The sequence below is a fragment of the Aureimonas endophytica genome (assembly GCF_014642635.1).
Taxonomy (GTDB): Bacteria; Pseudomonadota; Alphaproteobacteria; order Rhizobiales; family Rhizobiaceae; genus Plantimonas; species Plantimonas endophytica.
In genome coordinates, this window is record NZ_BMIQ01000001.1 from 789,914 (window position 1) to 812,434 (window position 22,521).

Below are 22,521 nucleotides of genomic sequence, written 5' to 3' on the forward strand. Positions count from 1 at the left end.
GACGCGCACCATGACCGCCAGCCCCGCCCCCACCGCCGCCATGATCGCGATCGGCGACGAAGTCCTGTCCGGGCGCACCAAGGACAAGAATATCGGCCATCTCGCCGAGCTCTTCACCCTGGCGGGCATCGACCTGAAGGAAGCGCGGATCATCGGCGACGAGCCGACGCAGATCGCCGACACGGTGAACACGCTGCGCCGGGCCTATGACATCGTCGTCACCTGCGGCGGCATCGGCCCGACGCATGACGACATCACGGCGGACGCGATCGGCGCCGCCTTCGGCCTGCCGGTCGGCGAGGAGCCGGAAGCGCTGCGGCGCCTTGCGGCGAGCTATGCCGAGCGCGGCATCGAATTCACCGAGGCGCGGCGGCGGATGGCGCGCATGCCGGAAGGCGCGACGCTCATCGACAATCCGGTCTCGGTGGCGCCCGGCTTCCGGGTCGACAACGTCTTCGTCCTCGCCGGCGTGCCCTCCATCTTCCAGGCGATGCTGGACAACGTTCTGAAGGAGCTGCCGACCGGCGTGCCGATCGTCAGCGCGGCGCTGGACTGCCGCTTCCCGGAAGGCGATATCGGCGGCCCGCTGCGCGAGATCCAGAAGAGCCATCCGGGCACGTCGATCGGCTCCTACCCGCGTTTCGACGGCACGCGCCACTCGACCGAACTGGTGATCCGCTCGCGCGACGCGGCGGCGCTGGAGGCGGCGCGGCAGGCGGTGGCGGCGATGCTCGCCGATTTCGAGGCGAAGAGCGCTTCATAAGCAACCGCCGCGCGCGGCCGGCATATTGCGCCCCGCCGCGCGATTCGCTTAACCGCTCGGGGAAACGACACCGGAAGGCGCCACGATGACCCCTGACAAGTCCTTTCCCGTTTCCTGGGATCAGTTCCACCGCGATGCGCGCGCCCTCGCCTGGCGGCTGGCCGGCATTCGCGAGGACTGGAAGGCGATCGTCTGCATCACGCGCGGCGGGCTGGTGCCGGCCGCCATCATCTCGCGCGAGATCGGCACGCGCCTCATCGAGACCGTCTGCATCGCCTCCTATCACGACTATGACGAGCAGGGGGAACTGAAGATCCTGAAGGAGATCAATCCGAGCCTCCTCGAGGAGGACGGCGACGGCATCCTGATCGTCGACGACCTGACCGACACCGGCAAGACCGCCGCCATCGTCCGCGCCATGCTGCCGAAGGCGCATTTCGCCACCGTCTATGCCAAGCCGAAGGGCCGGCCGCTGGTCGACACCTTCATCACCGAGGTCAGCCAGGACACCTGGATCTTCTTCCCGTGGGATCTCGGCCTCGCCTTCCAGGCGCCGCTCTCGAAGGGCAGCGCGGGCTGAACCGCCTTGCGCGGGGGGCCTCGCGCCATCGGCGGCGCGGCCCCGCGCGGACCCATCTGGCCGCCGAATCAGGCGCGGCTAAGAAGATCCTGATTTTCCCCGTTTTCCACGGCGCCATCCACAGCAACGGTTAACGATCCTCGGCGATCATCATCGGCCTTGCGCAAGATGACAGGCTGATGGAACTTGCCGCCACGTCGATGATGGAAGCTGTGGATAAGGTCCCGGGTCCTGGAACCTTGGAACCCTTGAAAACTTGAGTCTCGACTCCGTGGGGCCCCTTCCCTCAAGTTTTAACCATTCTGAATCATGAGCGCCGGGCCCCGGCTGGACGAGCAGACCCGACTCACCTACACTATATGTAGTGGATGGGTCGAACCTAGACACTAGATAACGGCAAATCGCAGCGATTGACCGGCGCCGAAAGGATTCGGCGAAGGCTTTGGCGCGTCCTGCCGCCTTCTGCATGGGACAAGGACCGGACCGATGGGCATGACAATCGAGCGCCGCTATACCAAGGCCGGCGAGAGCGCCTATCAGGCCGTCGAATTCCGCAAGGCGACGAGCGAGATCCGCAATCCGGACGGCTCGGTCGTGTTCCGCCTCGCCGATATCGACGTGCCGGCGCAGTTCAGCCAAGTCGCGGCCGACATCCTGGCGCAGAAATACTTCCGCAAGGCCGGCGTGCCGGCGCGGCTGCGCAAGGTGGAGGAGAACGACGTTCCCTCCTGGCTCTGGCGCTCGGTCGCCGACGAGACGGCGCTGGCGGCCTTGCCCGAGGCCGAGCGCTACGGCTCGGAGATGGACGCGCGTCAGGTCTTCGACCGGCTCGCCGGCACCTGGACCTATTGGGGCTGGAAGGGCGGCTACTTCAAGTCCGAGGAGGATGCCCGCGCCTTCCGCGACGAACTGGCCTTCATGCTGGCGACCCAGAAGGTGGCGCCGAACTCGCCGCAATGGTTCAATACCGGCCTGCACTGGGCCTATGGCATCGACGGCCCCGGCCAGGGCCATTTCTATGTCGACTACCGCACCGGCGAGCTGACGCGCTCGGCTTCGGCCTACGAGCATCCGCAGCCGCATGCCTGCTTCATCCAGTCCGTGGCGGACGACCTCGTGAACGAGGGCGGCATCATGGATCTCTGGGTGCGCGAGGCGCGCCTGTTCAAATACGGCTCGGGCACCGGCTCGAACTTCTCCAAGCTGCGCGGCGAGGGCGAGAGGCTGTCCGGCGGCGGCAAGTCCTCCGGCCTGATGAGCTTTCTGAAGATCGGCGACCGCGCGGCGGGCGCCATCAAGTCCGGCGGCACGACGCGCCGCGCCGCCAAGATGGTGGTGGTCGACATCGATCACCCGGATATCGAGGCCTATATCAACTGGAAGGTGCGCGAGGAGGAGAAGGTCGCGGCGCTGGTCACCGGCTCGAAGACCGTGTCCAAGCATCTGAAGGCGATCCTTTCGGCCTGCGTGAACTGCGAGGGTTCGGGCGACGACTGCTTCGACCCGCTGAAGAACCCCGCGCTGAAGCGCGCCGTCCGCGAGGCGAAGCGCGCCCAGGTGCCGGAGAACTACGCCAAGCGCGTGATCCAGTTCGCCCGCCAGGGCTTCAAGGAGATCGAGTTCCCGATCTACGACACCGACTGGGACTCGGAAGCCTATCTGACGGTGGCCGGCCAGAATTCCAACAATTCGGTGCGCGTCACGGACGAGTTCCTGCATGCCGTGGAGAATGACGGCGACTGGAACCTCACGGCCCGCATCACCGGCAAGGTGACGAAGACGCTGAAGGCGAAGGACCTCTGGGACCGGATCGGCTATGCCGCCTGGGCCTCGGCCGATCCCGGCATCCAGTACCATACGACGATCAACGACTGGCACACCTGCCCGGCCGCCGGCCCGATCATCGCGTCCAATCCGTGCTCGGAATACATGTTCCTGGACGACACGGCCTGCAATCTCGCCTCGATCAACCTCCTGCAGTTCCGCGAGGCGGACGGGCGTTTCGACACGGTCGCCTTCGAGCATGCGACGCGCCTCTGGACGATCGTCCTCGAGGTCTCGGTGCTGATGGCGCAGTTCCCCTCGAAGGAGATCGCCCAGCGCTCCTACGACTATCGCACGCTCGGCCTCGGCTTCGCCAATATCGGCGGCCTCCTGATGACGGCCGGCATTCCCTACGATTCGGCGGAAGGCCGTGCCATCTGCGGCGCCATCTCGGCGCTGATGACCGGCATCGCCTACAAGACCTCGGCGGAGATGGCGGGCGTTCTCGGCGCCTTCCCCGACTACGAGCGCAATGCCGAGCACATGCTGCGCGTGATGCGCAACCACAGCCGCGCCGCCCATGGCATCGCCAATGGCTACGAGGCGCTGTCCGTCGATCCGGTGCCGCTCGACCATGCCTCGCTGAAGGACAAGCGCCTGTCGGGCCGCGCCAAGGCGGCCTGGACGGAGGCGGTGGAGCTCGGCGCGCGCCACGGCTACCGCAACGCGCAGGTCTCGGTCGTCGCGCCGACCGGCACGATCGGCCTCGTGATGGATTGCGACACGACCGGCATCGAGCCCGACTTCGCCCTGGTGAAGTTCAAGAAGCTGGCCGGCGGCGGCTATTTCAAGATCATCAACCGCGCCGTGCCGGAGGCGCTGCGCACGCTCGGCTATTCGGAAGCCGAGATCGGCGAGATCGAGGCCTATGCCGTCGGCCATGGCAATCTCAACCAGGCGCCGGCGATCAATCTCGGCTCGCTGAAGGCCAAGGGCCTCACCGAGGCCGAGATCGAGACGATCAACGGCGCGCTGAAATCGGCCTTCGACATCAAGTTCGTCTTCAACCGCTGGACGCTCGGCGACGAGGCCATGCGCCGGCTGGGCGTTTCCGACGCGCAGCTCGCCGACATGAGCTTCGAGCTCCTGCCCTTCCTCGGCTTCGCCAGGAAGGAGATCGAAGCGGCCAATGTCCATGTCTGCGGCGCGATGACGCTCGAAGGCGCGCCGCATCTGAAGGAGAAGCATCTCGCGGTCTTCGACTGCGCCAATCCCTGCGGGCGCATCGGCAAGCGCTATCTCTCGGTGGAATCGCATATCCGCATGATGGCGGCGTCGCAGCCCTTCATCTCCGGTGCGATCTCCAAGACGATCAACATGCCGAACGACGCCACCGTCGAGGACTGCAACAAGGCCTATATGCTGTCCTGGCAGCTGGCGCTGAAGGCGAACGCGCTCTATCGCGACGGCTCGAAACTGTCGCAGCCGCTGAACGCCTCCTTGATCGAGGACGGCGAGGACGACGACGACGCGGCGGAGGACGCCGCCGCGGCCCTTCTCGCCGCGCCCGCCGCCGCGCGCACGACGGAAGTCGCCGAGCGCATCATCGAGCGGATCGTCGAGCGCACGGTCGAGAAGGTGGTGCGCAGCCAGGAGAAGCTGCCGAGCCGGCGCAAGGGCTATACGCAGAAGGCCAAGATCGGCGGCCACACGATCTTCCTGCGCACCGGCGAATATGACGACGGCCGTCTCGGCGAGATCTTCCTCGACATGAACAAGGAAGGCTCGGCGCTGCGCGCCTTCATCAACAACTTCGCCATCTCGGTGTCGCTCGGCCTGCAATATGGCGTGCCGCTGGAGGAATATGTCGACGCCTTCACCTTCACGAAATTCGAGCCGGCGGGCTTCGTGCAGGGCAATGACGCGATCAAGAACGCGACCTCGATCCTCGACTACGTGTTCCGCGAGCTGGCGATCTCCTATCTCGGCCGCAACGACCTCGCCCATGTCCAGCCGGACGACATCGCCTCGACGATGAATCGCGGCGCCGGCGACGACAGGCCCGCCTCCCTGCCGATCTCCTCCGGCATGGTGCGCGGCCAGACGGCGAAGTTCCGCGTCGTGGCCTCGAACGAGCCGGCCGGCGCGGCCGGCGGGGCCCCCGCGACGGCCTCCGCCGCGCCGATCCGCACCGGAGCGACCAGCTCGACGCCGCGCGCGACGGCGGCCGCTGGCCCCCGCGCCAGCGCCCTCGCCGTCCAGCCGAGCGCCGAGGCGGCCACCGGCTTCCGCCGCGACATCGCCCCGGCGGCCGAGGCCTCGCCGGCCCAGGCGCTGTTCGAGACCGCCGCTCCGCGGCCGGCCGAGCGCAGCGACACCGCCCCCCGCGCCGCCGAGACGGAACGCCGGACGCTGTCGATGATGAAGGGCTATACGGGCGACAACTGCTCGGAATGCGGCAACTACACGATGGTCCGCAACGGCACCTGCCTGAAATGCGACACCTGCGGAAGTACAAGCGGCTGCAGCTGACGCCAGCCTAAGATAGGCCCCTGCGACGTCAGCGAATCCCGCTCGGCGCCGCAATGGTTCGCTCGATCGCACTGGAAGCTCGGTTACCTCCGGCAGCGCCCGAAGGGACGCAATCGGACAGCGATGAAGAAAACCGACCGTCCCTCCAGGGGCGGTCGGACATCACAAGAGGAACATTTCGTGAATCCCTGAGGAGAGCCCAGGTGCCCATGGCAATGCGATACCGCTGTCTCAATTGCGGCGAACGCTTCGGGACGTCGATCCTCACGCCGGACGAGGTCGGAGGTTCGGCAGCTTCGCAACCGTCTGTCTCGGACAGCGGACTGTCCGAGAGCCACTCACTACTGCCGTCTCAAGTTGCGGACGCGAACGCGAACGCTCAGAAGCGGTCCGCCCGCTTTCGCCCGCTCCAAGTCGTTTGAGTCTTCCGTGATGCTCCGCGTATAGCGGACGTTTCCTTGTCCCTTGAGCGAGCCTGCTGATGCCCCCTCCTCTCCACCTCACCGAAGCTGAGTGCCGAGGCGCCCTCGCCAAGAGGGTCGGCCGTTGATTCCTTGGGTGCCGCTTGGAACCGCACCCGTTCCGGGCGGCGGCGAACTGCGTCTCATGCGGCGCGGACCGGAATATTCCATCATGATCGGCGGGACCGAGCTGATGAACAGCCGCCTCAGCGGCTCGGAGGAGGCCCTGGCCACGCTGGCGGCAGAGCGGATCGGCCCGCGCACCGCCGCGCGTGTCCTGATCGGCGGTCTCGGCATGGGTTTCACATTGCGTGCCGCGCTGGCGAGCCTCCCGCCGAAGGCCAGCATCACCGTCTCCGAACTCGTGCCGGGCGTCGTGGAATGGGCGAAGGGGCCGATGGCCGATCTCTTCGGCGAAGCGCTGTCTGATCCCCGTGTCGCCATTGCCGTGGAAGATGTGGCGGAGATGATCGGCCGGGCACGCGGTGCCTACGATGCGATTCTCCTCGACGTCGATAACGGGCCAGGCGGCCTGACGCGAAGCGGCAATGATCGGCTTTATGGGTCGGCCGGCCTTGCCATCTCCCTGCGGGCGCTGACGCCGGGCGGCATCCTTGGCGTCTGGTCGCAAGGGCCGGACCCGGCCTTCACCCTGCGCCTCGGCCGCGCCGGCTTCAAAGTGGAGGAGTTGCGTGTGAAGGCCGGACGCGGGCGCGGGACAAAGCATGTGCTCTGGTTCGCCACGAAGGCCGCCCGTCAGACCTGAGCATCATTCCCGGAGATTCCCTTACCGGGCGGTTCAAGGACCGAGGGCACCTCGACAGCCGAGCCCTTCGAAGCATGAGGATCGGACGTCCGGCAACCGGCCGATCCGCTTTTGATCTTCTCCGCCGCTGCCTGCCTTGTCTCGCTTGCCCGGAAACGAACGGCTTCACAGGACGACCGTACTTCTGCGCCTCAGCGGTCGGACAGCAGGGAATCAACTGCGGCGAGGATCTCGCTTCGTGCTCTGGCGTCCAGGGGAAGCAGCGGGCGTGGCGGCTGCGCTTGTCCGAGCCCGAGAGCTTCGAGCAGCACGTACATCACGCGCAGGCTGCCATAGGCCTTGAAGGTATTCCACAGCGGCTGGAGCAGGTCGTCGAGGCGCCTTGCCTCCTGCGCCTCACCAGCGCTCGCGGTCCTGGCGATCGCCAGCATCGGGTACGGCAGGAGTCCGCCGAGCACGCTGTAGAAGGCATCCGCTCCCGCCAGCATCGCCTCCACCATGCCCCAGTCGCCGCTATAGCCGATCGCGAGATCGGTCCGCTCGCGCAAGGCCGCCAACTCGCCGGCGATGTCGCCGCCGGCCGGAAGCGGCATCTTGACGGCTCGGATCGTCGGCAGGTGGGACAGGCGCTCCAGAAGCTCAATGCCGAAGGTGAAGTGCGTGGTGCCGGGATTGTTGTAGACGCAGAAGGGCAAGGCGGATGCCGAGGCCACCGCCCGATAGTGCTCGAACGCCTCGTTCTGGGTCAGCGGTGTGTAGGAGACCGGCGCCATCAAAAGCGCGTCCGCACCGGACGTTTCGGCATCGCGGGCGAGATCCACGGCGTCATCCGTCCGCAGCGCCCCGACGCCGACGATGAGCGGCACGCGCCCTCCCACGCATTCGACCGCCGCCGCGACTGCACGGCGCCGCTCCTCTCGCGTCAGGTAGGCATAGGTGCCTGTCGAGCCGAGGAGACCGATCGAGTCGACCTGCGCCTCGCAAAGGCGCTCCAGGAGCAGGGACAGCGTTTGCGCATCGACGCGTCCGGCGGCATCCGCCGGCGTGAGGGGAAAAGCCGACATACCGTGGAAGGGATGGTGTCGGGCGGCGATGTTCATGAGGTAAACCTGCCGGCGGCAGCGATACTGTCATGCGGTCCCAAGCCAGCCGTCTCGATCCAGTTTCGAAACGCCAGCCTTCTGCGGCCCGCGTCGCGGCCCGGCGCGACCAGCAGGTGGAAGTCGGCCATGCCCATCGGACGATCGGGGAATAGCGGGACCAGTCGTCCTTGCGCAATGTCCGATGCCACAAGCGCGCTCGGACCGATCGCAATATCGACACCATCGATCGCCGCCTGGAGCGAATGATACAAAGGCTCGAACCGAAGTTGCGAGCGGCCCCGCACGTCAGGACAATTCGCCTGCCTCAGCCAGTCCGGCCAGAGATGGGCGACGGATTCCGCATGAAGGAGCGTGTGCGCATCGAGATCACGGAGCTGCACGACCGGGCGATCAGCCGGAAGGGATGGGCTCGCCACGGGGACGCAGGTTTCCGCGAGGAAGGGCGTACTGGCGGCACCCATCGCCCCTCGCCGGATCGCGATATCGAACCGGTCGGCGATCGTTTCGACCGGGGCGATCGAGGCCGACAGGCGGATTTCGACCTCCGGGTAAAGGGCAGCGAAGCTTGGCAGGCGCGGAATCAGCCAGCGCATCGTGAAGGTCTGCGGCGCGTTGACCCGGAGCAGCCGCGATCCATGCCGCCAGGTCATCGCCTCGCTGGCAGCGGCGAGGCCATCCAAAAGCCCCGTCGCCTCCACCAGGAACTGCCGACCCGCCGTCGTCAAGGCGAGCCCGCGCCCATGCTTGACGAACAGGCGCAAGCCGAGCCAGTCCTCTAGGATTGCGACCTGGCGGCTGATCGCGCCGTGGGTGACGCCAAGCTCGGCTCCGGCGGCGGCGAAGCTTCCGAGCCGGCCGGCGCATTCGAACGCTTTCACCGCGTTCAGAGGCGGAAGGCGGCGTCTCATTCGTGAGCTTTCCTGACAGGTGCCGCAGGCTAACTCGATTGTCCGCGGACGGAAAGGCCGCCACCAAAGGAGGCCAAGATGGAACCTCCTCATGTCCACCTCCCCCCGGACCGAACTGCTCCTCGTCCGCCCGCTTCTCGCCTCCGACTTCCTTTCGGAGCTGACGGCGCTGCTTCATTCGTCCTATGGACGCCTCGCGCGCATGGGCCTTCGCTACATGGCAACCCATCAGAGCGAGGCCGTCACGCGCGAGCGGGTCGAGGGCGGCACCTGCCTCGTCGCGGTGGATGGTGGCAGGATCGTCGGGACGATCCTTTTCCGCAGTCCGGAACAGACCGCGGGATGCTCCTGGTACGACCGGCCCGAGGTCGCCTCGTTCGGCCAGTTCGCGGTCGATCCGGCGATCCAGGCGCGTGGGATCGGCCTGCGGCTCCTACGCGATGCCGAACGCCTTGCCCTTGCGAGCGGCGCCCATGAATTCGCCCTCGACACGGCCGAGCCCGCTACGCATCTGGTCGACTGGTACACGCGTCTCGGCTACCGCTTCGTCGAACATGCGCAATGGTCGCACACGAACTCCCGAAGCGTGATCCTCAGCAAGCGCCTTCCGGATGATCTCCACCCCTTCCGCCGGCATACGATCCGTCCCGCTTCGACAGCGCCGGCAGAAGCTGCGAAGGCTCATGCCGGCTTTCTCGGCCAGCGTGAATAGCATCAGGTCGCGGTCGAGTTGGGAGGCGATCCAGCCGTGAAGATCCTGGAACGTCTCGTCTGCCGCCCGAAGGGCAAGCGTCGCGCTGAACTGTGACTGAAACTCGCGATAGAGAGCCGCCGAATAAAGCAGCGCCTGAAAAATAAGTTGAATCAATGATCTGGAGAAGTCGAATTCAGGGCGCTGCTTGCGCCACGAGCGGGAAAAACGACGGGGGCGCTTCGCGGTCTGCCAAGAAGCGCCCAAAGGTCGTCGGCAGACTTCTCGCCGCCGTCATCGACCGGATCGTGGCCGGGTCTAGCGGCTGACCACCGAAGTCCCGTCCACGTTGCGCAATTGCAGATGCGCGGCGGCCTCCGCCTTCAGCAGGGCGCGGCGGATATCTTCGCGTGGCACGGTCATCTCGTGCCGGCGGAAATCCTCCATCACCTTCTCGATCAGGCCCTCGTCGCCCTTGCCGGCAAGGTCGAGATTGACGAGCGCGCGGGCATAGTCCTCTTCCTCCGCCTCGCCGATGCCGAACATATGGGCCGCCCAAAGGCCGAAGCGTCGGTCGCGTGCCATCCGCGCGAGAAAGGCCACTTCCTGCTCATGCGCGAACTTGCGCTCGAAGGCCGCCTCGCGGTCCGGGAAAATGCTCATCTGCCTCTCCTCAGAAAGAACGTCCCCTCGCGACCCTCCATATAGGGTGGCGGAGCGGAATGGCGCAGCGGGAGCGAAGCGAAAACGCCGGGCCGTTTCGGCACGACGCCGTGACCGCAAATTCTTCATGCCTGCCGGTGCGAAACGGCGTCCGGGCTCGTGGCACTGGCCGGACGCGGCGCGGTTCCTCGCCGCGCGAGCGGCGCTCAGGCCGCCGCGATGTCGCGAGCGTCCGGTTCGTCTTCCGCCTCGGCCGCGCCGGCGACGAGGTCGCGCAGCCTGTCCTCCGGCATCGGCCGGGCCAGGAGGTAGCCCTGCACCTCGCGGCACTGGTCGCGCGCGAGCAGCGCCAGCTGGCCGTTCGTCTCGACGCCCTCCGCCGTGACGCTGAGGCCGAGCGAGCGGCCGAGGCCGAGGATCGCCTGCACCACCGCCCGGCCGCCGCCGCTGCCTTCGATATCGGCGATGAACTTGCGGTCAATCTTGATGACGTCGAAGGGAAAGTCGCAGAGATAGCTCATCGACGAATAGCCGGTGCCGAAATCGTCCATCGCCAGCTTCACGCCGAGCGCCTTCAACTCGCCGATGATGCCGCGCGCCCGCTCCGCGTCCTCCATCAGCACGCCTTCGGTGATCTCCAGTTCGAGGCGCGAGCCGGCAAGACCGGACTCCGCCAGCGCCGAGGCGACGATCGCGACGAGATCGTCGTCGCGGAACTGCACCGGCGAGACGTTGACCGAAACGCCGATCCCGTCGAGGGGCGCGACGGTTTGACAGGCGGTGCGCAGGATCCATTCGCCGAGCGGCACGATGAGGCCGCTGCGCTCGGCGAGCGGAATGAAGTCGGCCGGGCTGATGCGGCCGCGCTCGGGATGGGCCCAGCGCACCAGCGCCTCGACGCTGCGGATGGCGCGGGAATTCGTCTCGTAGCGCGGCTGGTATTCAAGGAAGAACTCGCCGACCGAGATGCCGCGCCGCATCTCCTCGGCCAGGCTGCGATGGGCGGCGATCCGCTCGTGCCGCTCCAGCGAATAGTAGCTGTAGATGTTGCGGCCGTCCTGCTTCGAGCGGTAGAGCGCGGCATCGGCGCAGCGCAGGAGCTCGTCCGCCGAGGTCGCGTCGGACGGCGCGATGGCGATGCCGATCGAGGCCGTCACCGCCAGTTCCGCATCCTCGTGGCGGATCGGCGCCGAGAGCGAGGCGAGGAGCCGCAGGCAGAGCGTCTCGATCTCCTCGTCGCCGAGATTGGGCGCGGCGATCACGAATTCGTCGCCGCCGACCCGCGCCACGATCTGGTCGTCCTTCAGGAGACGCCGCAGCCGATCCGCGATCTCGCCGAGCACCCGGTCGCCGACCGGATGGCCATAGGTGTCGTTGATCGGCTTGAACCGGTCGAGATCGATGTAGAGAACCGCCATGCGGGCCGCCGGATGCGGCAGGGCCGAGGTCATGAAGCTCGCGAGGCGCGCCCGGTTCGGCAGGGCGGTCGCCGGATCGTGCTGCGCCTGCCGCTTGGCGTCCTCGTAGGCCTCGGCGATCGCCACGTTCTCCGTCACGTCGCTCGCGAACTTGATCACCTTGAACGGCCGGCCGTCGAGATCGAGGACCGGGTTGTAGGTCGCCTGGAGCCAGAGTTCCCGTCCGTCCTTGCCGCGCCGCTTGTAGAGCCCGCTGTGAAAGGCGCCGGAGCGCAGCTTGTCCCAGAGGTCGCGATAGTCGTCGGTCTCGATCTGGCCGGGTTCCACCAGAACGGTGTGATGGCGCCCGCGAAGCTCCGCCAGATCGTAGCCGAGAATGGCGAGGATGTTGTCGTTGGCGTCGAGGATCGTACCGTCGAGCGCGAGGGTGATCACGCCTTGCGACTTGTGGATCGCCGCGATCTGGCCCTCGAAATCGGCGCGGCGCAGCTTCTCGCCGGTGATGTCGACCGCATATTGCACGACCTTGAAGGGGCGGCCGCCCATGTCGAGGATCGGGCTGTAGGTCGCCTGCAGCCAGACGTCGCGCCCGTCGCGCCCGACGCGGCGGAACTCGCCGGCCTGCGCCTCGCCCTTGGCGAGCGTCGCCCAGAAGGCGCGCTCCGCCTCCTCGCCTCCCGCCCCCGCCGGCACGAGGATGCGGTGCGGCTTGCCCAGGATCTCGGAATAGCGATAGCCGACCGTCTCGAGGAAATTGTCGTTCGCGTCGAGGATCGTGCCGTCGAGCGCGTAGGACACGACGCATTGCGACTGGTGAATGGCGGCGATCTGCCCCTCGTGCTCGGCCTGCTGCAGCCGCTCCTCCGTGACGATGCTGGCATATTTCACCACCCGCATCGCCCGGCCGTTCATGTCGAAGATCGGGTTGTAGGTCGCCTGCAGCCAGACCTCGCGGCCGTCCTTGCCGATGCGGCGATATTGGCCGGAGCGGTGACGCCCGGCGCGCAGATCGCGCCAGAATGCGGCATATTCGGAACTATGGGCATGGGCCGGCTCGACGAACATGCGGTGATGGCGCCCGCGCACCTCGTCGAGCGAATAGCCGAAGGCTTCGAGAAAGAGCGCGTTGGCGTCGAGAATGGCGCCCTGCATGTCGAAGGCGGCGACGGCCTGCGACTTATGGATGGCGGCGATCTGCCACTGATATTCGGCCTGGCGCAGCTTCTGCGCCGTCACGTCGGTCGCGTATTTCACGATCTTCGACAGGCGGCCCGACGGATCGAAGATCGGACTATAGGTGGCCTGGAGCCAGATCTCGCGGCCGTCCTTGCCGATGCGGCGATATTCGCCGGCCTGATGACGGCCCTCGGCGAGCGTCGTCCAGAAATCGGCATAGGCCTCGCCTGCGGCCTCCTCCGGCGCGACGAACATGCGGTGATGGCGCCCGATCACCTCGTTCGCCGCATAGCCCATCGTATGGAGAAAGAGGGCGTTCGCGGCGAGGACGGTGCCGTCGGCGGCGAAATGCACGACCGCCTGCGCCACGTCGATCGCCTCGATCTGGCCGCGATCGTCGGCCGTCCGCAGCAATTGGTCGGAAACGTCGGAGACGATCACGGCGGTTTCGATCAGCCGCCCATCCGCGTCGCGGATCGGCGCGAAATGGCTCTCGACCCAGAGTTCGGAACCGTCCTTGCGCAGCCGGCGCAACCGCTTCGTCCAGTTCTCGCCGGGCCGCACGCGCGGGCGATCGGCCGGACGGCCGGAGGTGTCGTCCTTCGGCGCGAAAATCGAGACGTCGCGGCCGACGATCTCCTCCAGCTCGTAGCCGAACAGCCGCAGGAAGCGGTTGTTGGCGCGCGCGATCCGCCCTTCGGCATCGAGGACGAGGGTCGCGAAGCTTCGGTTCAGCGCCTGCATCTCCGCCGGGACGTTGCAGGGCTCGGCAGGCGTGGTCCGCACGAAGAGGCACTCGGTTAGGTATGCCGGCAGTCTAGAAAGACATTCTTGACCGGCCGTGAAGCCCCCATCGGGATTCCTTGCCAGATCAGGACGTTATCTTGCCTGGCTATCCATATCATAGCCGGTGGATGCGCACGCCCGGCTCGACGCTCGCGGCGATGTCGCAGATATGCCGGTGATGGGTCAGGTAGACGACCTGCCCGAGGCGCGACATCTCGGCGAGGAGGCGCAGCACCTCGGTGGAGCGCGGCTCGTCGAAGGTCTCCATGATGTCGTCGGCGACGAAGGGCACGGCCCGCCGGGCGGTGGCGAATTCGCGGTAGCCGGCCAGCCGCAGCGCCAGATAGAGCTGGAAGCGCGTCCCCTTCGACATGTCGGCGGCGAGCTTCGAGCCGCCCTCGCGGGCGAGGCCGATCAGCGTCTCGCGATCCTTGTCCGAACGGGTGGAGAGCCCGGCATAGTCGCCCCGCGTCATCGCCGCGAAGGCTTCGGAGGCGCGGTTCATCATCGAGCTCTGATGCTTGTCGCGATAGACGCGCAGCGCGCCCTGCGCGACGAGCGCGCCGGTGCGCAGGCGCAGATAGCGCAGCGCCGCCTCCTCGATCCGCAGAAGCGCGGTGCGCCGCTCGGTCTCCAGCCGCGCCACCGCGTCGTCGCCGCCGACGGCGGCCAGCCGGTCCTCGGCGCGAGTCCGCTCGCCGAAGGCCGCCTGACGGCGCGCTTCGAGATCGTCCAGCCGCGCGGCGAGTTCCGCCTCCTCGCGCTCGACGGCCGGCAGATCGCCCGTCGCCAGTTCGGCGAGAGCCTCGTCCAGCGAGGCGGCCCGCAATTCGCCGAGGATCCGCCGCGCGAGTTCGGCGCGCCGCACCTCGATCCGGTCGCGTTCGGCGCAGGCCGCGACGGCGCTGTTCACTTCGTCCAGCGTCGCGACGGCGAAGAAGGCGGTGAGTTCCGCCTTGCGCTGGCCCTGGCGCTCGAGATCCGCGGCGATCGCCTCGGCCTCGCCGCAGAGCCGGTCGCGCTCGGCCAGCCTTTCCCGCCGCGCGTCGCGCGCCCGCTCGGCCCGTTCGAGGGCGAGGCCAAGGTCGCGCGCCGCCTCCTCCGGGGCCTCCGGCCGCGTCTCGTGGCCGAGCCGCCGGCAAAGCCCGGCGACGGCCAGGACGAAGGCCTCGCATTCCTCTTCCAGGCTTGCAATGCGGCGCCGCGCCTCGTTCCGCTCGCGCAACAGGGCCGGCAGGCGGTCGAGCACGCTCAAGACCTCGCGCACCGCGCTGAGCGGCTGATCCGCCGGCATCCAGGTGGCGGCCAGGGCCTCCCGCCAGCGCCGGTCCCAGGTCGCCGCCTCGGCGTTGGCGGCGTCCCGATCCTCCCGGCGGGTGGCCAGCGCCGCCTCGGCCTCTCCGACGCGCCGTGTGAGGGCCAGCCGTTCGGCCTGCTCCGCCGTCTGGCGCGTCAGCAGCGCTTCCGCGAGGGCCACAAGGTCCGGCAGCGTCAGGCCGTCGCCGCTTTCGCCGCAACGCGCGAGCGCCTTCGCCAGCGCCTCCCGATCGCGCTCCGCCGTCCGGTCGAGCCCCTCCAGCTCGGCTTCCCCATCGGCGAGAAGCGTAAAGGCCCCGAGCGCCTCGTCGCGGCGGCGGCTCCAGCCGGCGATCCGGTCGAGACGCGTCTCGACCGGCGTCTCCGCCGTCCAGCCGAGATCGAGCGGCAGGGCCTCGTCGATTTCGGCGAGAAGCGCCGCCGCTTCAGTCTCCGCTTCCGTTTCCAAGGCGGCCTCGCGGGCGGCGGCGCGGTGCTCGTCATCGAGACGCGCCTTGGCCGCCCGCAGATCGGCGATAAGGGCCGCCTGCCGGAGACGATCGTCGGTCAACCGGTCGTCCGCTTCCAGCGCCGTCGCGAAATGCCGCGCGCTGCCCTCATCGAGCCGTTCGAGATGCGCGGTCCAGGCGGCGTCACGCGCCGCGCGCAGCCGCGCGGCTTCGGCATCGTCGATCGCGCCGACCGTCATGCGCAGGCCCGCCAGCCGCGCCTCGCCCTCCGCCATCGCCTCCGCCAGCGCGCGGCGGCGGTCCCGGTGCCCGGTCTGCCGCCGCTCGATGGCGCCGGCCCGTGCCCGCCAGGCCTCGATGCGCCGCGCTTCGGGCAGATTCAGCGCCCGCAGCCGCGCGGCGTCGCCGCTCCAGGGCGCCAGAGCCTCGATCGCCTCGGCGACCCGCCGGTGCTGCCGGGCCAGGTCCTGCTCGGCAAGACGCCGCCGCGCGGCGGTCTCGCCCTGGCGCAGCCGCCGCAGCACGACCTCGACGGCGCGAAGCTCGGCTTCGCCGGCCGCATCCGCGCCGGCCGCGCGCTCTTCCCCCTCGCGCGCCTGCCGGAGGCGCTCGCTCGCCTCGCGCCATTCCCGCTCGGCGGTCGCCTGCCTCGCCTCGATGCCGGAGCGCGTCTCGATCAGCTCGCGCAGCGCGCCGGCAACGGGCGCGGGGAGAACGAGCGCCGAGGCGTCACCCTCCGCCGGCCGACCGAGAGCATCGACAAGGCCGGCGATGGCGCTTTCGGCGCTGGCCAGCGCGAGACGGCGCTGCGGCAGATCCTCGGCGGCGCCGGCGAAGCGACCGCGCCGCTCGACCAGCGACCGGATCGCCTCGCCTTCCGCGAGCAGCGCCTCGTCGACGGTGATCGTCCCGATCTCGGCGCCGAGCCGCGCGATGGCCTCGGCCACGCCCTCGCGGCGAGTTTCCAGGCGCGACTGCGCGACCATCAGGCCGGGCAGTTCCGCCGACCAGTCGGCGGGCGGACGTGGCAGGCCGGCATGGCGCGCGAGATCGCGGCCGAGATCCTCCTGCTCGACCGCCAGGGGATGGGCGCGCAGCAGGCGTCGCGCGCGGTCGAGCCGCGCCTTGACCTCGGCGGTCTCGGCCATCGTCGCCTCATAGGTCTCCGAGGCCCTGGCAAGGCCGGCGCGCAGACTCGCGAAGGCCGAAACGGCGGTATCGATCGCCTCGCGCTCGCCCTTCAGCTCGCGCAGGCGGTGCTTCAGCCCCGCGATCTCCGTGCTCTGCGCCTTCTTGCGGTGGATGCGCCCCGCCTCTTCGCCGAGTTCGGCAAGGACCGCGCTGACCTCGGCGAGCCCGGCACTCGCGGAGAACAGCAATTCGCCGAGATCGCCCTTGCTCTGGAGAATGGCGTCGCCGCCTCGTTCCAACGTCTCGTCGTCCAACGAGAACATGGTGCGATAGGCGTCGCGCGTCAGGCCCGACAGCGCGCCGGCCAGAAGGGTCTCGCCGACCGGGCGCCCGCTCGGGTCGAGCAGAGAGCCGGCCCGGAGCTTGCGCCGGACGAGATCGTGCGACGCCCCGTCGAATTCGAGACAGGCCCCGACTTCCATCGCCGGATAGGCATGGAGGAAATTGTAGCGGCTGCGCTCCTCGATGCCGAAGAGAAGATCGAGATAAGCGGCGAAGGCCGTCGACTTGCCCGCTTCGTTCAGGCCGTAGACGATATGGAAATCCGGTTCGCCCGGCGCCGAGGCGCCGAAATCCAGCGAGCGCTCGGTGAACTTGCCGTAGCGCGTCAGGTCGAGACGGCGCAGGCGCATCAGGCCTCCTCCGCCATGCCGCCGGCGATGAGGCGCGCGAGGACGTCGCGGCTGCCATCCTCCAGAAGACGATCGACGAAGGCCTCGAACCCGGCCTCGTCCCCGCCGCTGAAGTTGCGGATCTCGCCCGGCAGGTCCTCGCCGAGTTCCTTGACGAGCTGGCGCACCTCCTCGCGCAGGCCCGGACTGCCGGCGATCTCCGCCCGCATGAGGGCGCCGAATTCCGTCACGGGATCGGCGCCGGAACCGCGCAGGCGATCCTCCGCCTCCCGCGTCGCGATGCCGATCTTCTCGATCCAGACCTTGCCGATGCCCTCGGCCTGCCGTTCCGCCTCGGCGAGCATCAGGTCGAGATCGCGATGCAGCTGCCAGGACAGGGGCGTCGCGCCGGTGAGCGTCAGCCGGGCGACGAGATGCGGCGAGGCCGCCCCGGTGCGGGCCTTGGCCAGAGCCCGGCCCACCGCGTCCACCGCCTCGCGCCAGGTCGCCGACCCCGAAAGATCGACCTCGACCCGGCCGAATTCGGCGATGCTGGTGCGCCGCTCCTCGACCGCGATCGTGCCGTCGTCTCCCACCGTCACCAGCGAGACGGTCTTGGCGCCGGCCTCGTTGATGTCGCGGCCCTGCGGAATGCCGGGCATCACCACCGTCGTCGCGCCGCGATGCTCGGCGCGCTGGTGGATATGGCCGAGCGCCCAGTAGCGGAAGCCGTGCTTTTGCAGATCGGCGAGGCTGACCGGCGCGTAGACGTCGTGGCCGAGCGCGCCGCCGAGGCTCGTATGCATGATGCCGATATTCACGGCGTCCGGCACCGGCGGCCGGTAGCCGGGCAGAAGGCTGTCCGGCGCCTGCGGCTTGGCGAAGCTCATGCCGTGGATGACGATGTCGCGGCCGCCCGCGTCGCGGACCACCGCCTCGGCCCGCCCGCCGAACACCCTCACGGAGGGCGGCAGCTGCAATTCGCGCGTGATCTTCGACAGGGAATCGTGGTTGCCGCGCACCTTGAAGACGGCGATCCCGGCCGCGTGGAGGCGCGCCATCTCGCCGGCGAGAAAACGGGCCGTCTTCATCGAGGTCTGGTCGCCGTCATAGAGATCGCCCGCGACGATCAGCGCGTCCACCCGCTCCTCCAGGCAGAGATCGACGATCGCGACCAGCGCCTGGCGCGTCGCATCGCCGATCAGCGCGGCGAGATCCGGATTGCGCAGCGACAGCGAGCGGAGCGGCGAATCGAGATGGATGTCGGCGGTATGGACGAAACGGAACGGCATGAAATCTCGGGTCACGAAACCGGCAGACTCATGCACCCCGCCGCCCGCCGGCGCAAGGCGAGGCAGGCTCGTGAAGGAAAATCGTCCTATCCGTGCGACGAAGCCGCGGTCTCAGAGACGCGGATCGATGATGGCGATGCCGGTCTGCGAAGACTTGCCCATCCCGGTCAGCGCCGGCACGGCCTCCGCGAGGCCGATGGTGCGCCCGATCAGCCGCTCCGGGTGCAGCTTGCCGGCCTCGATCATCGCGAGCATCGCGTCGTAGCGCCAGGCCTGCATGCCGTGGCTGCCATAGATCTCCAGTTCGTGGGCGATCACCCGCGCCATCGGGATTGCCGGCGTCGCGTGGTCGGCGAGCATCAGACCGACCTGAACGTGGCGGCCGCGCCGGCGCAGATTGGCGATGGAGTTGAAGCAGGTCTCGGGATGGCCGAGCGCGTCGATCGAGAGATGCGCGCCGCCGCCGGTGATCGCGCGCACCGCCTCCACCACGTCGGGCACCTCGCGGCTGTCGACCGTCGCTTCCGCGCCCATGGCGCGGGCGAGCGCCAGCTTGTCCGCCGCGACATCGACCGCCACGACCCGCGCCCCTTCGGCCGCCGCGATCATGATCGCCGAAAGGCCGACGCCGCCGCTGCCATGGACGGCCACCCATTCGCCCCCGCGCACGCGGCCCTGATCGACGACGGCGCGAAAGGAGGTGGCGAAGCGGCAACCGAGGCTGGCGGCGGTGGCGAAGGCCATCGTCTCCGGCAGCGGCACGAGATTGCTGTCGGCATGGTCGATCGCGACATAGTCGGCGAAGGAGCCCCAATGGGTGAAGCCCGGCTGGAACTGCGCCTCGCAGACCTGCTGATGGCCGGCGCGGCATTCGCCGCAATGGCCGCAGGCCGCGATGAAGGGCACCGTGACGCGCTCGCCGATCCGGAAGCGGCGCACGTCGCGCCCGACGGCGGCGATCGTGCCGGAAAACTCGTGGCCCGGCACGTGCGGCAGGCGGATGTCGCTGTCATGGCCCATCCAGCCATGCCAGTCGCTGCGGCAGAGGCCGGTCGCCTTCACCTCGATCACGACGCCGTCCGGGGCCGGCGCGGGATCGGGCACCTCTCGGATCTCCGGCCGTTCGCCGAAGGCCTCGAAGATCATCGCTTTCATGACGCCCTGCCCTCCTTCGAGCCGTTCGACGCCGGCCGCCCGTGAAGGGCTATGCCATCGGACGAGTGCCTTTCAACGGCGCGGAGGATTTTCTTGCGCGATCGCCGCCGACCGTGGACTAAATTTCCGCCATTCCGCCCAGCATTTAGGCACGAGGCTCTATCTATAAATGCCGTAGACATTAGCCTTGGCGATGACGGGCGGCCCGCCGTCCGCGTGTTTCGACCTTCTTCCATCGAGTGCTTGCCATGCGCCTTGCAGCTTCCGCCCCGTCCCGCAGCCGCCGTACCGTCCTCGCCCTCATGGTCGCCGCCCTGCCGCTGGCCGGCCTCGGCCTGTCGGCCGCGCAGGCGGAGACGAAGAGCATCAAGGTCGGCATCATGAGCGGCGAGGACGAGGATGTCTGGCGCGTCGTGACGGCGGAGGCCGCCAAGAAGGACCTCAAGATCGAGACCGTCGTCTTCAACGACTACACCCAGCCGAACGAGGCACTGGAGAATGGCGAGATCGACGCCAATGCCTTCCAGCACCAGCCTTATCTCGACAACCAGATCAAGACCAACGGCTATCATATCGTCAATGCGGGCTTCACCGCCGTCTGGCCGATCGGCCTTTATTCCCGCAAGGCCCATTCCGTGGCGGAGATCCAGGAGGGCGCCGTGATCGGCGTGCCGAACGATCCCTCGAACGAGGGCCGCGCCCTGAAGCTTCTCGAACGCGAGGGCGTGATCAAGCTGAAGTCCGGCACCGGCATCCTGGCGACGATCGCCGATATCGAGAGCAATCCGAAGAAGGTCGAGATCAAGGAACTCGATGCCGGTGTCGTCGGCCGGGCGATCGACGATCTCGACGCCGCCGTCGTCAACACCGACTGGGCGCTGAAGGCGGGCCTCGACGCCGAGAAGGACCGCATCGCCCAGGAGCCGATCGCCGACAATCCCTATCGCAACTTCATCGCGGTGAAGGCCGGCAGCGAGAACGAGCCCTGGGTGAAGGCGCTGGTCGCGGCCTATCAGAATCCGGTCGTGAAGGTGGAGTTCGACCGCGTCTACAAGGGCACGGGCCTGGCGGCCTACTGATCCCGCCCCATCCTTTCGAAAGGACATGAGCTGCGGCGTCGGCCCGGGCAACCCGGCCGCGCCGTCCCGTTTCGGAGACCTGTCGGATCGCCGCGCCCATCATGAATCAGCATGTTCCCACCGCGAGGCTCGAAGCGGATGTCGCGCCCGCGTCCGAGATCGTCCGCCTCGTCGATGTCCGGCGCCGCTTCGGCGCGACGCAGGCGCTCGGCGGCATCTCGCTCGGCGTCGCCAAGGGCGAGATCCTCGGCATCATCGGCCGCTCGGGCGCCGGCAAGTCCACCCTCATCCGCTGCCTGAACGGGCTGGAGCGGCCAGACAGCGGCCGGATCGAGATCGAGGGCCGCGACATCGCCGGGCTGGCCGAGGCCGAATTGCAGCCGTTGCGCCGCCGCGTCGGCATGGTGTTCCAGCATTTCAACCTCCTCGCCGCCAAGACGGTGGCGGAGAATGTCGGCCTGCCCCTGAAGATCGCCGGCGAGGCGAAGGCGAAGCGGGCGACGCGCGTCGCCGAGCTTCTCGATCTCGTCGGCCTCGCCGAGAAGGCGGAGGCTTATCCGGCACAGCTTTCCGGCGGCCAGAAGCAGCGCGTCGGCATCGCGCGGGCGCTCGCCGCCCATCCTGCCCTCCTCCTGTCGGACGAGGCGACCTCCGCCCTCGATCCCGAGACGACGCGCCAGATCCTGGCGCTCCTGAAGGATATCAACCGCCGGCTCGGCGTCACCATCGTCCTCATCACGCATGAGATGGAGGTGGTGCGCGCTATCGCCGACCGCGTCGCGGTGATCGAGGCGGGGCGGATCGTGGAGGAAGGTCCGGTCTGGCGCGTCTTCGCGCGGCCGGAGACGGACCTGACACGCAGCCTCCTCGCCGGCATCCGCCCCGAACTGCCGGCCGAAATCGCCGGCCGGCTGTCGCCGGCGCCCGGCGCCTTCGCGGTGGTCCGGGCCGATCTCGTCGGCGCGGGCGCGGGCACGCTTCTCGGCGATCTCGCGGCCGCGACGGGCCGGACGGCCGAACTCCTCCATGGCGGCATCGACCAGATCCAGGGCCGGCCGGTGGCGAGCCTCTTCCTGAAGATTCCCGCCCAAGGGGAAAGCCTGGCGGAGGCGCGGCGCGTCCTCGACGCGCGCGGCGGCACGACGGAGGTGCTCGGCTATGTCTGAGACGATGATCCGCCTGCTGCTGCGCTCGATCTGGGAAACGATCCTGATGACGGCGGCGTCCGGCGCCATCTCGCTCGTCGTCGGCCTGCCGCTCGGGCTGCTGCTCGTCGCGACAACCAAGGGAGGCTTCGCCGAGAACCGCGTCGTCAACGGCGTGCTCGGCGCCGTGATCAACGGCTTCCGCTCCGTGCCCTTCATCATCCTTCTCGTCGCGCTGATCCCGGTGACGCGCCTCATCGTCGGCACCTCGCTCGGCACGGCGGCGGCCATCGTGCCGCTGGCGATCGCGGCGACGCCCTATTACGCGCGCATCGCCGAGGTCTCGCTGCGCGAGGTCGATCCCGGCCTTGTCGAGGCGGTGCGAGCGATGGGCGGCAATCGCTGGCACATCGTGCGCGAGGTGCTGGTGCCCGAAGCCCTGCCCGGCATCGCGGCCGGCTTCACCGTCACCCTCGTCACGCTGGTCGGCGCCTCGGCCATGGCGGGCGCGATCGGCGCAGGCGGCCTCGGCGATCTCGCCATCCGCTACGGCTATCAGCGGTTCGAGACCGGCGTGATGATCGCGGTCGTCGCCGTGCTGATCGTGCTCGTCTGCGCCCTGCAATGGGTGGGTGACCGCGTCACCGCCCGGCTCGATCACCGGTAGGCGC

General features: G+C 68.5%; 15 protein-coding genes. 8 read left to right on the forward strand and 7 right to left on the reverse strand.

The window, feature by feature from the left end; genetic code table 11:
• Nucleotides 1–10 precede the first annotated feature (10 nt).
• The 4 genes from IEY14_RS04020 to IEY14_RS04035 all read left to right on the forward strand — a co-directional run bounded on the left by IEY14_RS04020 (nt 11) and on the right by IEY14_RS04035 (nt 6,866).
• Nucleotides 11–763: a competence/damage-inducible protein A gene (locus IEY14_RS04020; protein WP_244639284.1), complete on the forward strand. Its 753-nt coding sequence runs from the start codon at nt 11–13 to the stop codon at nt 761–763.
• 85 nt (nt 764–848) lie between these two features.
• Complete coding sequence (gene gpt / locus IEY14_RS04025; RefSeq protein WP_188906893.1) at nt 849–1,343, forward strand: xanthine phosphoribosyltransferase; 495 nt, start codon at nt 849–851, stop codon at nt 1,341–1,343.
• Between the two features lie 492 nt (nt 1,344–1,835).
• Nucleotides 1,836–5,639, forward strand: a complete 3,804-nt coding sequence (locus IEY14_RS04030) for a vitamin B12-dependent ribonucleotide reductase (protein WP_188907382.1) — start codon at nt 1,836–1,838, stop codon at nt 5,637–5,639.
• 546 nt (nt 5,640–6,185) lie between these two features.
• Nucleotides 6,186–6,866, forward strand: a complete 681-nt coding sequence (locus tag IEY14_RS04035; RefSeq protein ID WP_188906894.1) for a spermidine synthase — start codon at nt 6,186–6,188, stop codon at nt 6,864–6,866.
• Nucleotides 6,867–7,057: 191 nt separating this feature from the next.
• Here IEY14_RS04035 and IEY14_RS04040 read toward each other — a convergent pair whose 3' ends face one another.
• Together IEY14_RS04040 and IEY14_RS04045 are read right to left on the reverse strand one after the other, a co-directional pair.
• On the reverse strand, nt 7,058–7,966 hold the full coding sequence (locus tag IEY14_RS04040; RefSeq protein ID WP_188906895.1) for a dihydrodipicolinate synthase family protein: 909 nt from the start codon (nt 7,964–7,966) through the stop codon (nt 7,058–7,060).
• The gene (locus IEY14_RS04045; protein ID WP_188906896.1) at nt 7,963–8,877 is read right to left on the reverse strand and encodes a LysR substrate-binding domain-containing protein; all 915 of its coding nucleotides are present in this window, start codon (nt 8,875–8,877) and stop codon (nt 7,963–7,965) included. Before IEY14_RS04045 ends, IEY14_RS04040 begins: the two co-directional genes overlap by 4 nt.
• A gap of 91 nt (nt 8,878–8,968) precedes the next feature.
• On the opposite strand from IEY14_RS04045, the gene IEY14_RS04050 reads away from it, so the two are divergent.
• Nucleotides 8,969–9,589 carry a GNAT family N-acetyltransferase gene (locus IEY14_RS04050; RefSeq protein WP_188906897.1) on the forward strand — a complete coding sequence of 207 codons (621 nt, stop codon included), beginning with the start codon at nt 8,969–8,971 and terminating at the stop codon, nt 9,587–9,589.
• Nucleotides 9,590–9,886: 297 nt separating this feature from the next.
• Here IEY14_RS04050 and IEY14_RS04055 read toward each other — a convergent pair whose 3' ends face one another.
• The 5 genes from IEY14_RS04055 to IEY14_RS04075 all read right to left on the reverse strand — a co-directional run bounded on the left by IEY14_RS04055 (nt 9,887) and on the right by IEY14_RS04075 (nt 19,626).
• A complete protein-coding gene (locus tag IEY14_RS04055; RefSeq protein WP_188906898.1) occupies nt 9,887–10,231 on the reverse strand; it encodes an ATPase inhibitor subunit zeta in 345 nt (114 codons plus the stop codon).
• A 206-nt stretch (nt 10,232–10,437) separates the two neighbouring features.
• Entirely contained in the window at nt 10,438–13,611 is a 3,174-nt protein-coding gene (locus IEY14_RS04060) for a PAS domain S-box protein (RefSeq protein WP_188906899.1), read from the reverse strand.
• A gap of 115 nt (nt 13,612–13,726) precedes the next feature.
• The gene (locus tag IEY14_RS04065; protein WP_188906900.1) at nt 13,727–17,200 is read right to left on the reverse strand and encodes an ATP-binding protein; all 3,474 of its coding nucleotides are present in this window, start codon (nt 17,198–17,200) and stop codon (nt 13,727–13,729) included.
• Nucleotides 17,200–18,471, reverse strand: a complete 1,272-nt coding sequence (locus IEY14_RS04070) for a metallophosphoesterase family protein (protein WP_188906901.1) — start codon at nt 18,469–18,471, stop codon at nt 17,200–17,202. The genes IEY14_RS04065 and IEY14_RS04070 overlap by 1 nt, the downstream gene beginning before the upstream one ends.
• A 111-nt stretch (nt 18,472–18,582) precedes the next feature.
• Nucleotides 18,583–19,626, reverse strand: coding sequence for a zinc-dependent alcohol dehydrogenase family protein (locus tag IEY14_RS04075; RefSeq protein WP_188906902.1), 1,044 nt, complete (start codon nt 19,624–19,626; stop codon nt 18,583–18,585).
• Between the two features lie 248 nt (nt 19,627–19,874).
• Between IEY14_RS04075 and IEY14_RS04080 the strand changes: the two genes are divergently transcribed.
• The 3 genes from IEY14_RS04080 (at nt 19,875) to IEY14_RS04090 (ending at nt 22,517) form a co-directional block, all read left to right on the forward strand.
• Nucleotides 19,875–20,705: a MetQ/NlpA family ABC transporter substrate-binding protein gene (locus tag IEY14_RS04080; RefSeq protein ID WP_188906903.1), complete on the forward strand. Its 831-nt coding sequence runs from the start codon at nt 19,875–19,877 to the stop codon at nt 20,703–20,705.
• Nucleotides 20,706–20,806: 101 nt separating this feature from the next.
• Nucleotides 20,807–21,871: a methionine ABC transporter ATP-binding protein gene (locus IEY14_RS04085; protein ID WP_188906904.1), complete on the forward strand. Its 1,065-nt coding sequence runs from the start codon at nt 20,807–20,809 to the stop codon at nt 21,869–21,871.
• Nucleotides 21,864–22,517, forward strand: coding sequence for a methionine ABC transporter permease (locus IEY14_RS04090; RefSeq protein ID WP_188906905.1), 654 nt, complete (start codon nt 21,864–21,866; stop codon nt 22,515–22,517). Before IEY14_RS04085 ends, IEY14_RS04090 begins: the two co-directional genes overlap by 8 nt.
• Nucleotides 22,518–22,521: the final 4 nt, after the last annotated feature.

Excerpts from the sequence above, each read along its gene's own strand:
- IEY14_RS04090 (WP_188906905.1), top strand. The coding sequence starts at position 21,864 with ATGTCTGAGACGATGATCCGCCTGCTGCTGCGCTCGATCTGGGAAACG.
- IEY14_RS04085 (WP_188906904.1), top strand. The coding sequence starts at position 20,807 with ATGAATCAGCATGTTCCCACCGCGAGGCTCGAAGCGGATGTCGCGCCC.
- IEY14_RS04070 (WP_188906901.1), bottom strand. The coding sequence starts at position 18,471 with ATGCCGTTCCGTTTCGTCCATACCGCCGACATCCATCTCGATTCGCCG.
- gpt (WP_188906893.1), top strand. The coding sequence starts at position 849 with ATGACCCCTGACAAGTCCTTTCCCGTTTCCTGGGATCAGTTCCACCGC.
- IEY14_RS04050 (WP_188906897.1), top strand. The coding sequence starts at position 8,969 with ATGTCCACCTCCCCCCGGACCGAACTGCTCCTCGTCCGCCCGCTTCTC.
- IEY14_RS04030 (WP_188907382.1), top strand. The coding sequence starts at position 1,836 with ATGACAATCGAGCGCCGCTATACCAAGGCCGGCGAGAGCGCCTATCAG.
- IEY14_RS04065 (WP_188906900.1), bottom strand. The coding sequence starts at position 17,200 with ATGCGCCTGCGCCGTCTCGACCTGACGCGCTACGGCAAGTTCACCGAG.
- IEY14_RS04080 (WP_188906903.1), top strand. The coding sequence starts at position 19,875 with ATGCGCCTTGCAGCTTCCGCCCCGTCCCGCAGCCGCCGTACCGTCCTC.
- IEY14_RS04040 (WP_188906895.1), bottom strand. The coding sequence starts at position 7,966 with ATGAACATCGCCGCCCGACACCATCCCTTCCACGGTATGTCGGCTTTT.
- IEY14_RS04075 (WP_188906902.1), bottom strand. The coding sequence starts at position 19,626 with ATGAAAGCGATGATCTTCGAGGCCTTCGGCGAACGGCCGGAGATCCGA.
- IEY14_RS04055 (WP_188906898.1), bottom strand. The coding sequence starts at position 10,231 with ATGAGCATTTTCCCGGACCGCGAGGCGGCCTTCGAGCGCAAGTTCGCG.
- IEY14_RS04020 (WP_244639284.1), top strand. The coding sequence starts at position 11 with ATGACCGCCAGCCCCGCCCCCACCGCCGCCATGATCGCGATCGGCGAC.
- IEY14_RS04045 (WP_188906896.1), bottom strand. The coding sequence starts at position 8,877 with ATGAGACGCCGCCTTCCGCCTCTGAACGCGGTGAAAGCGTTCGAATGC.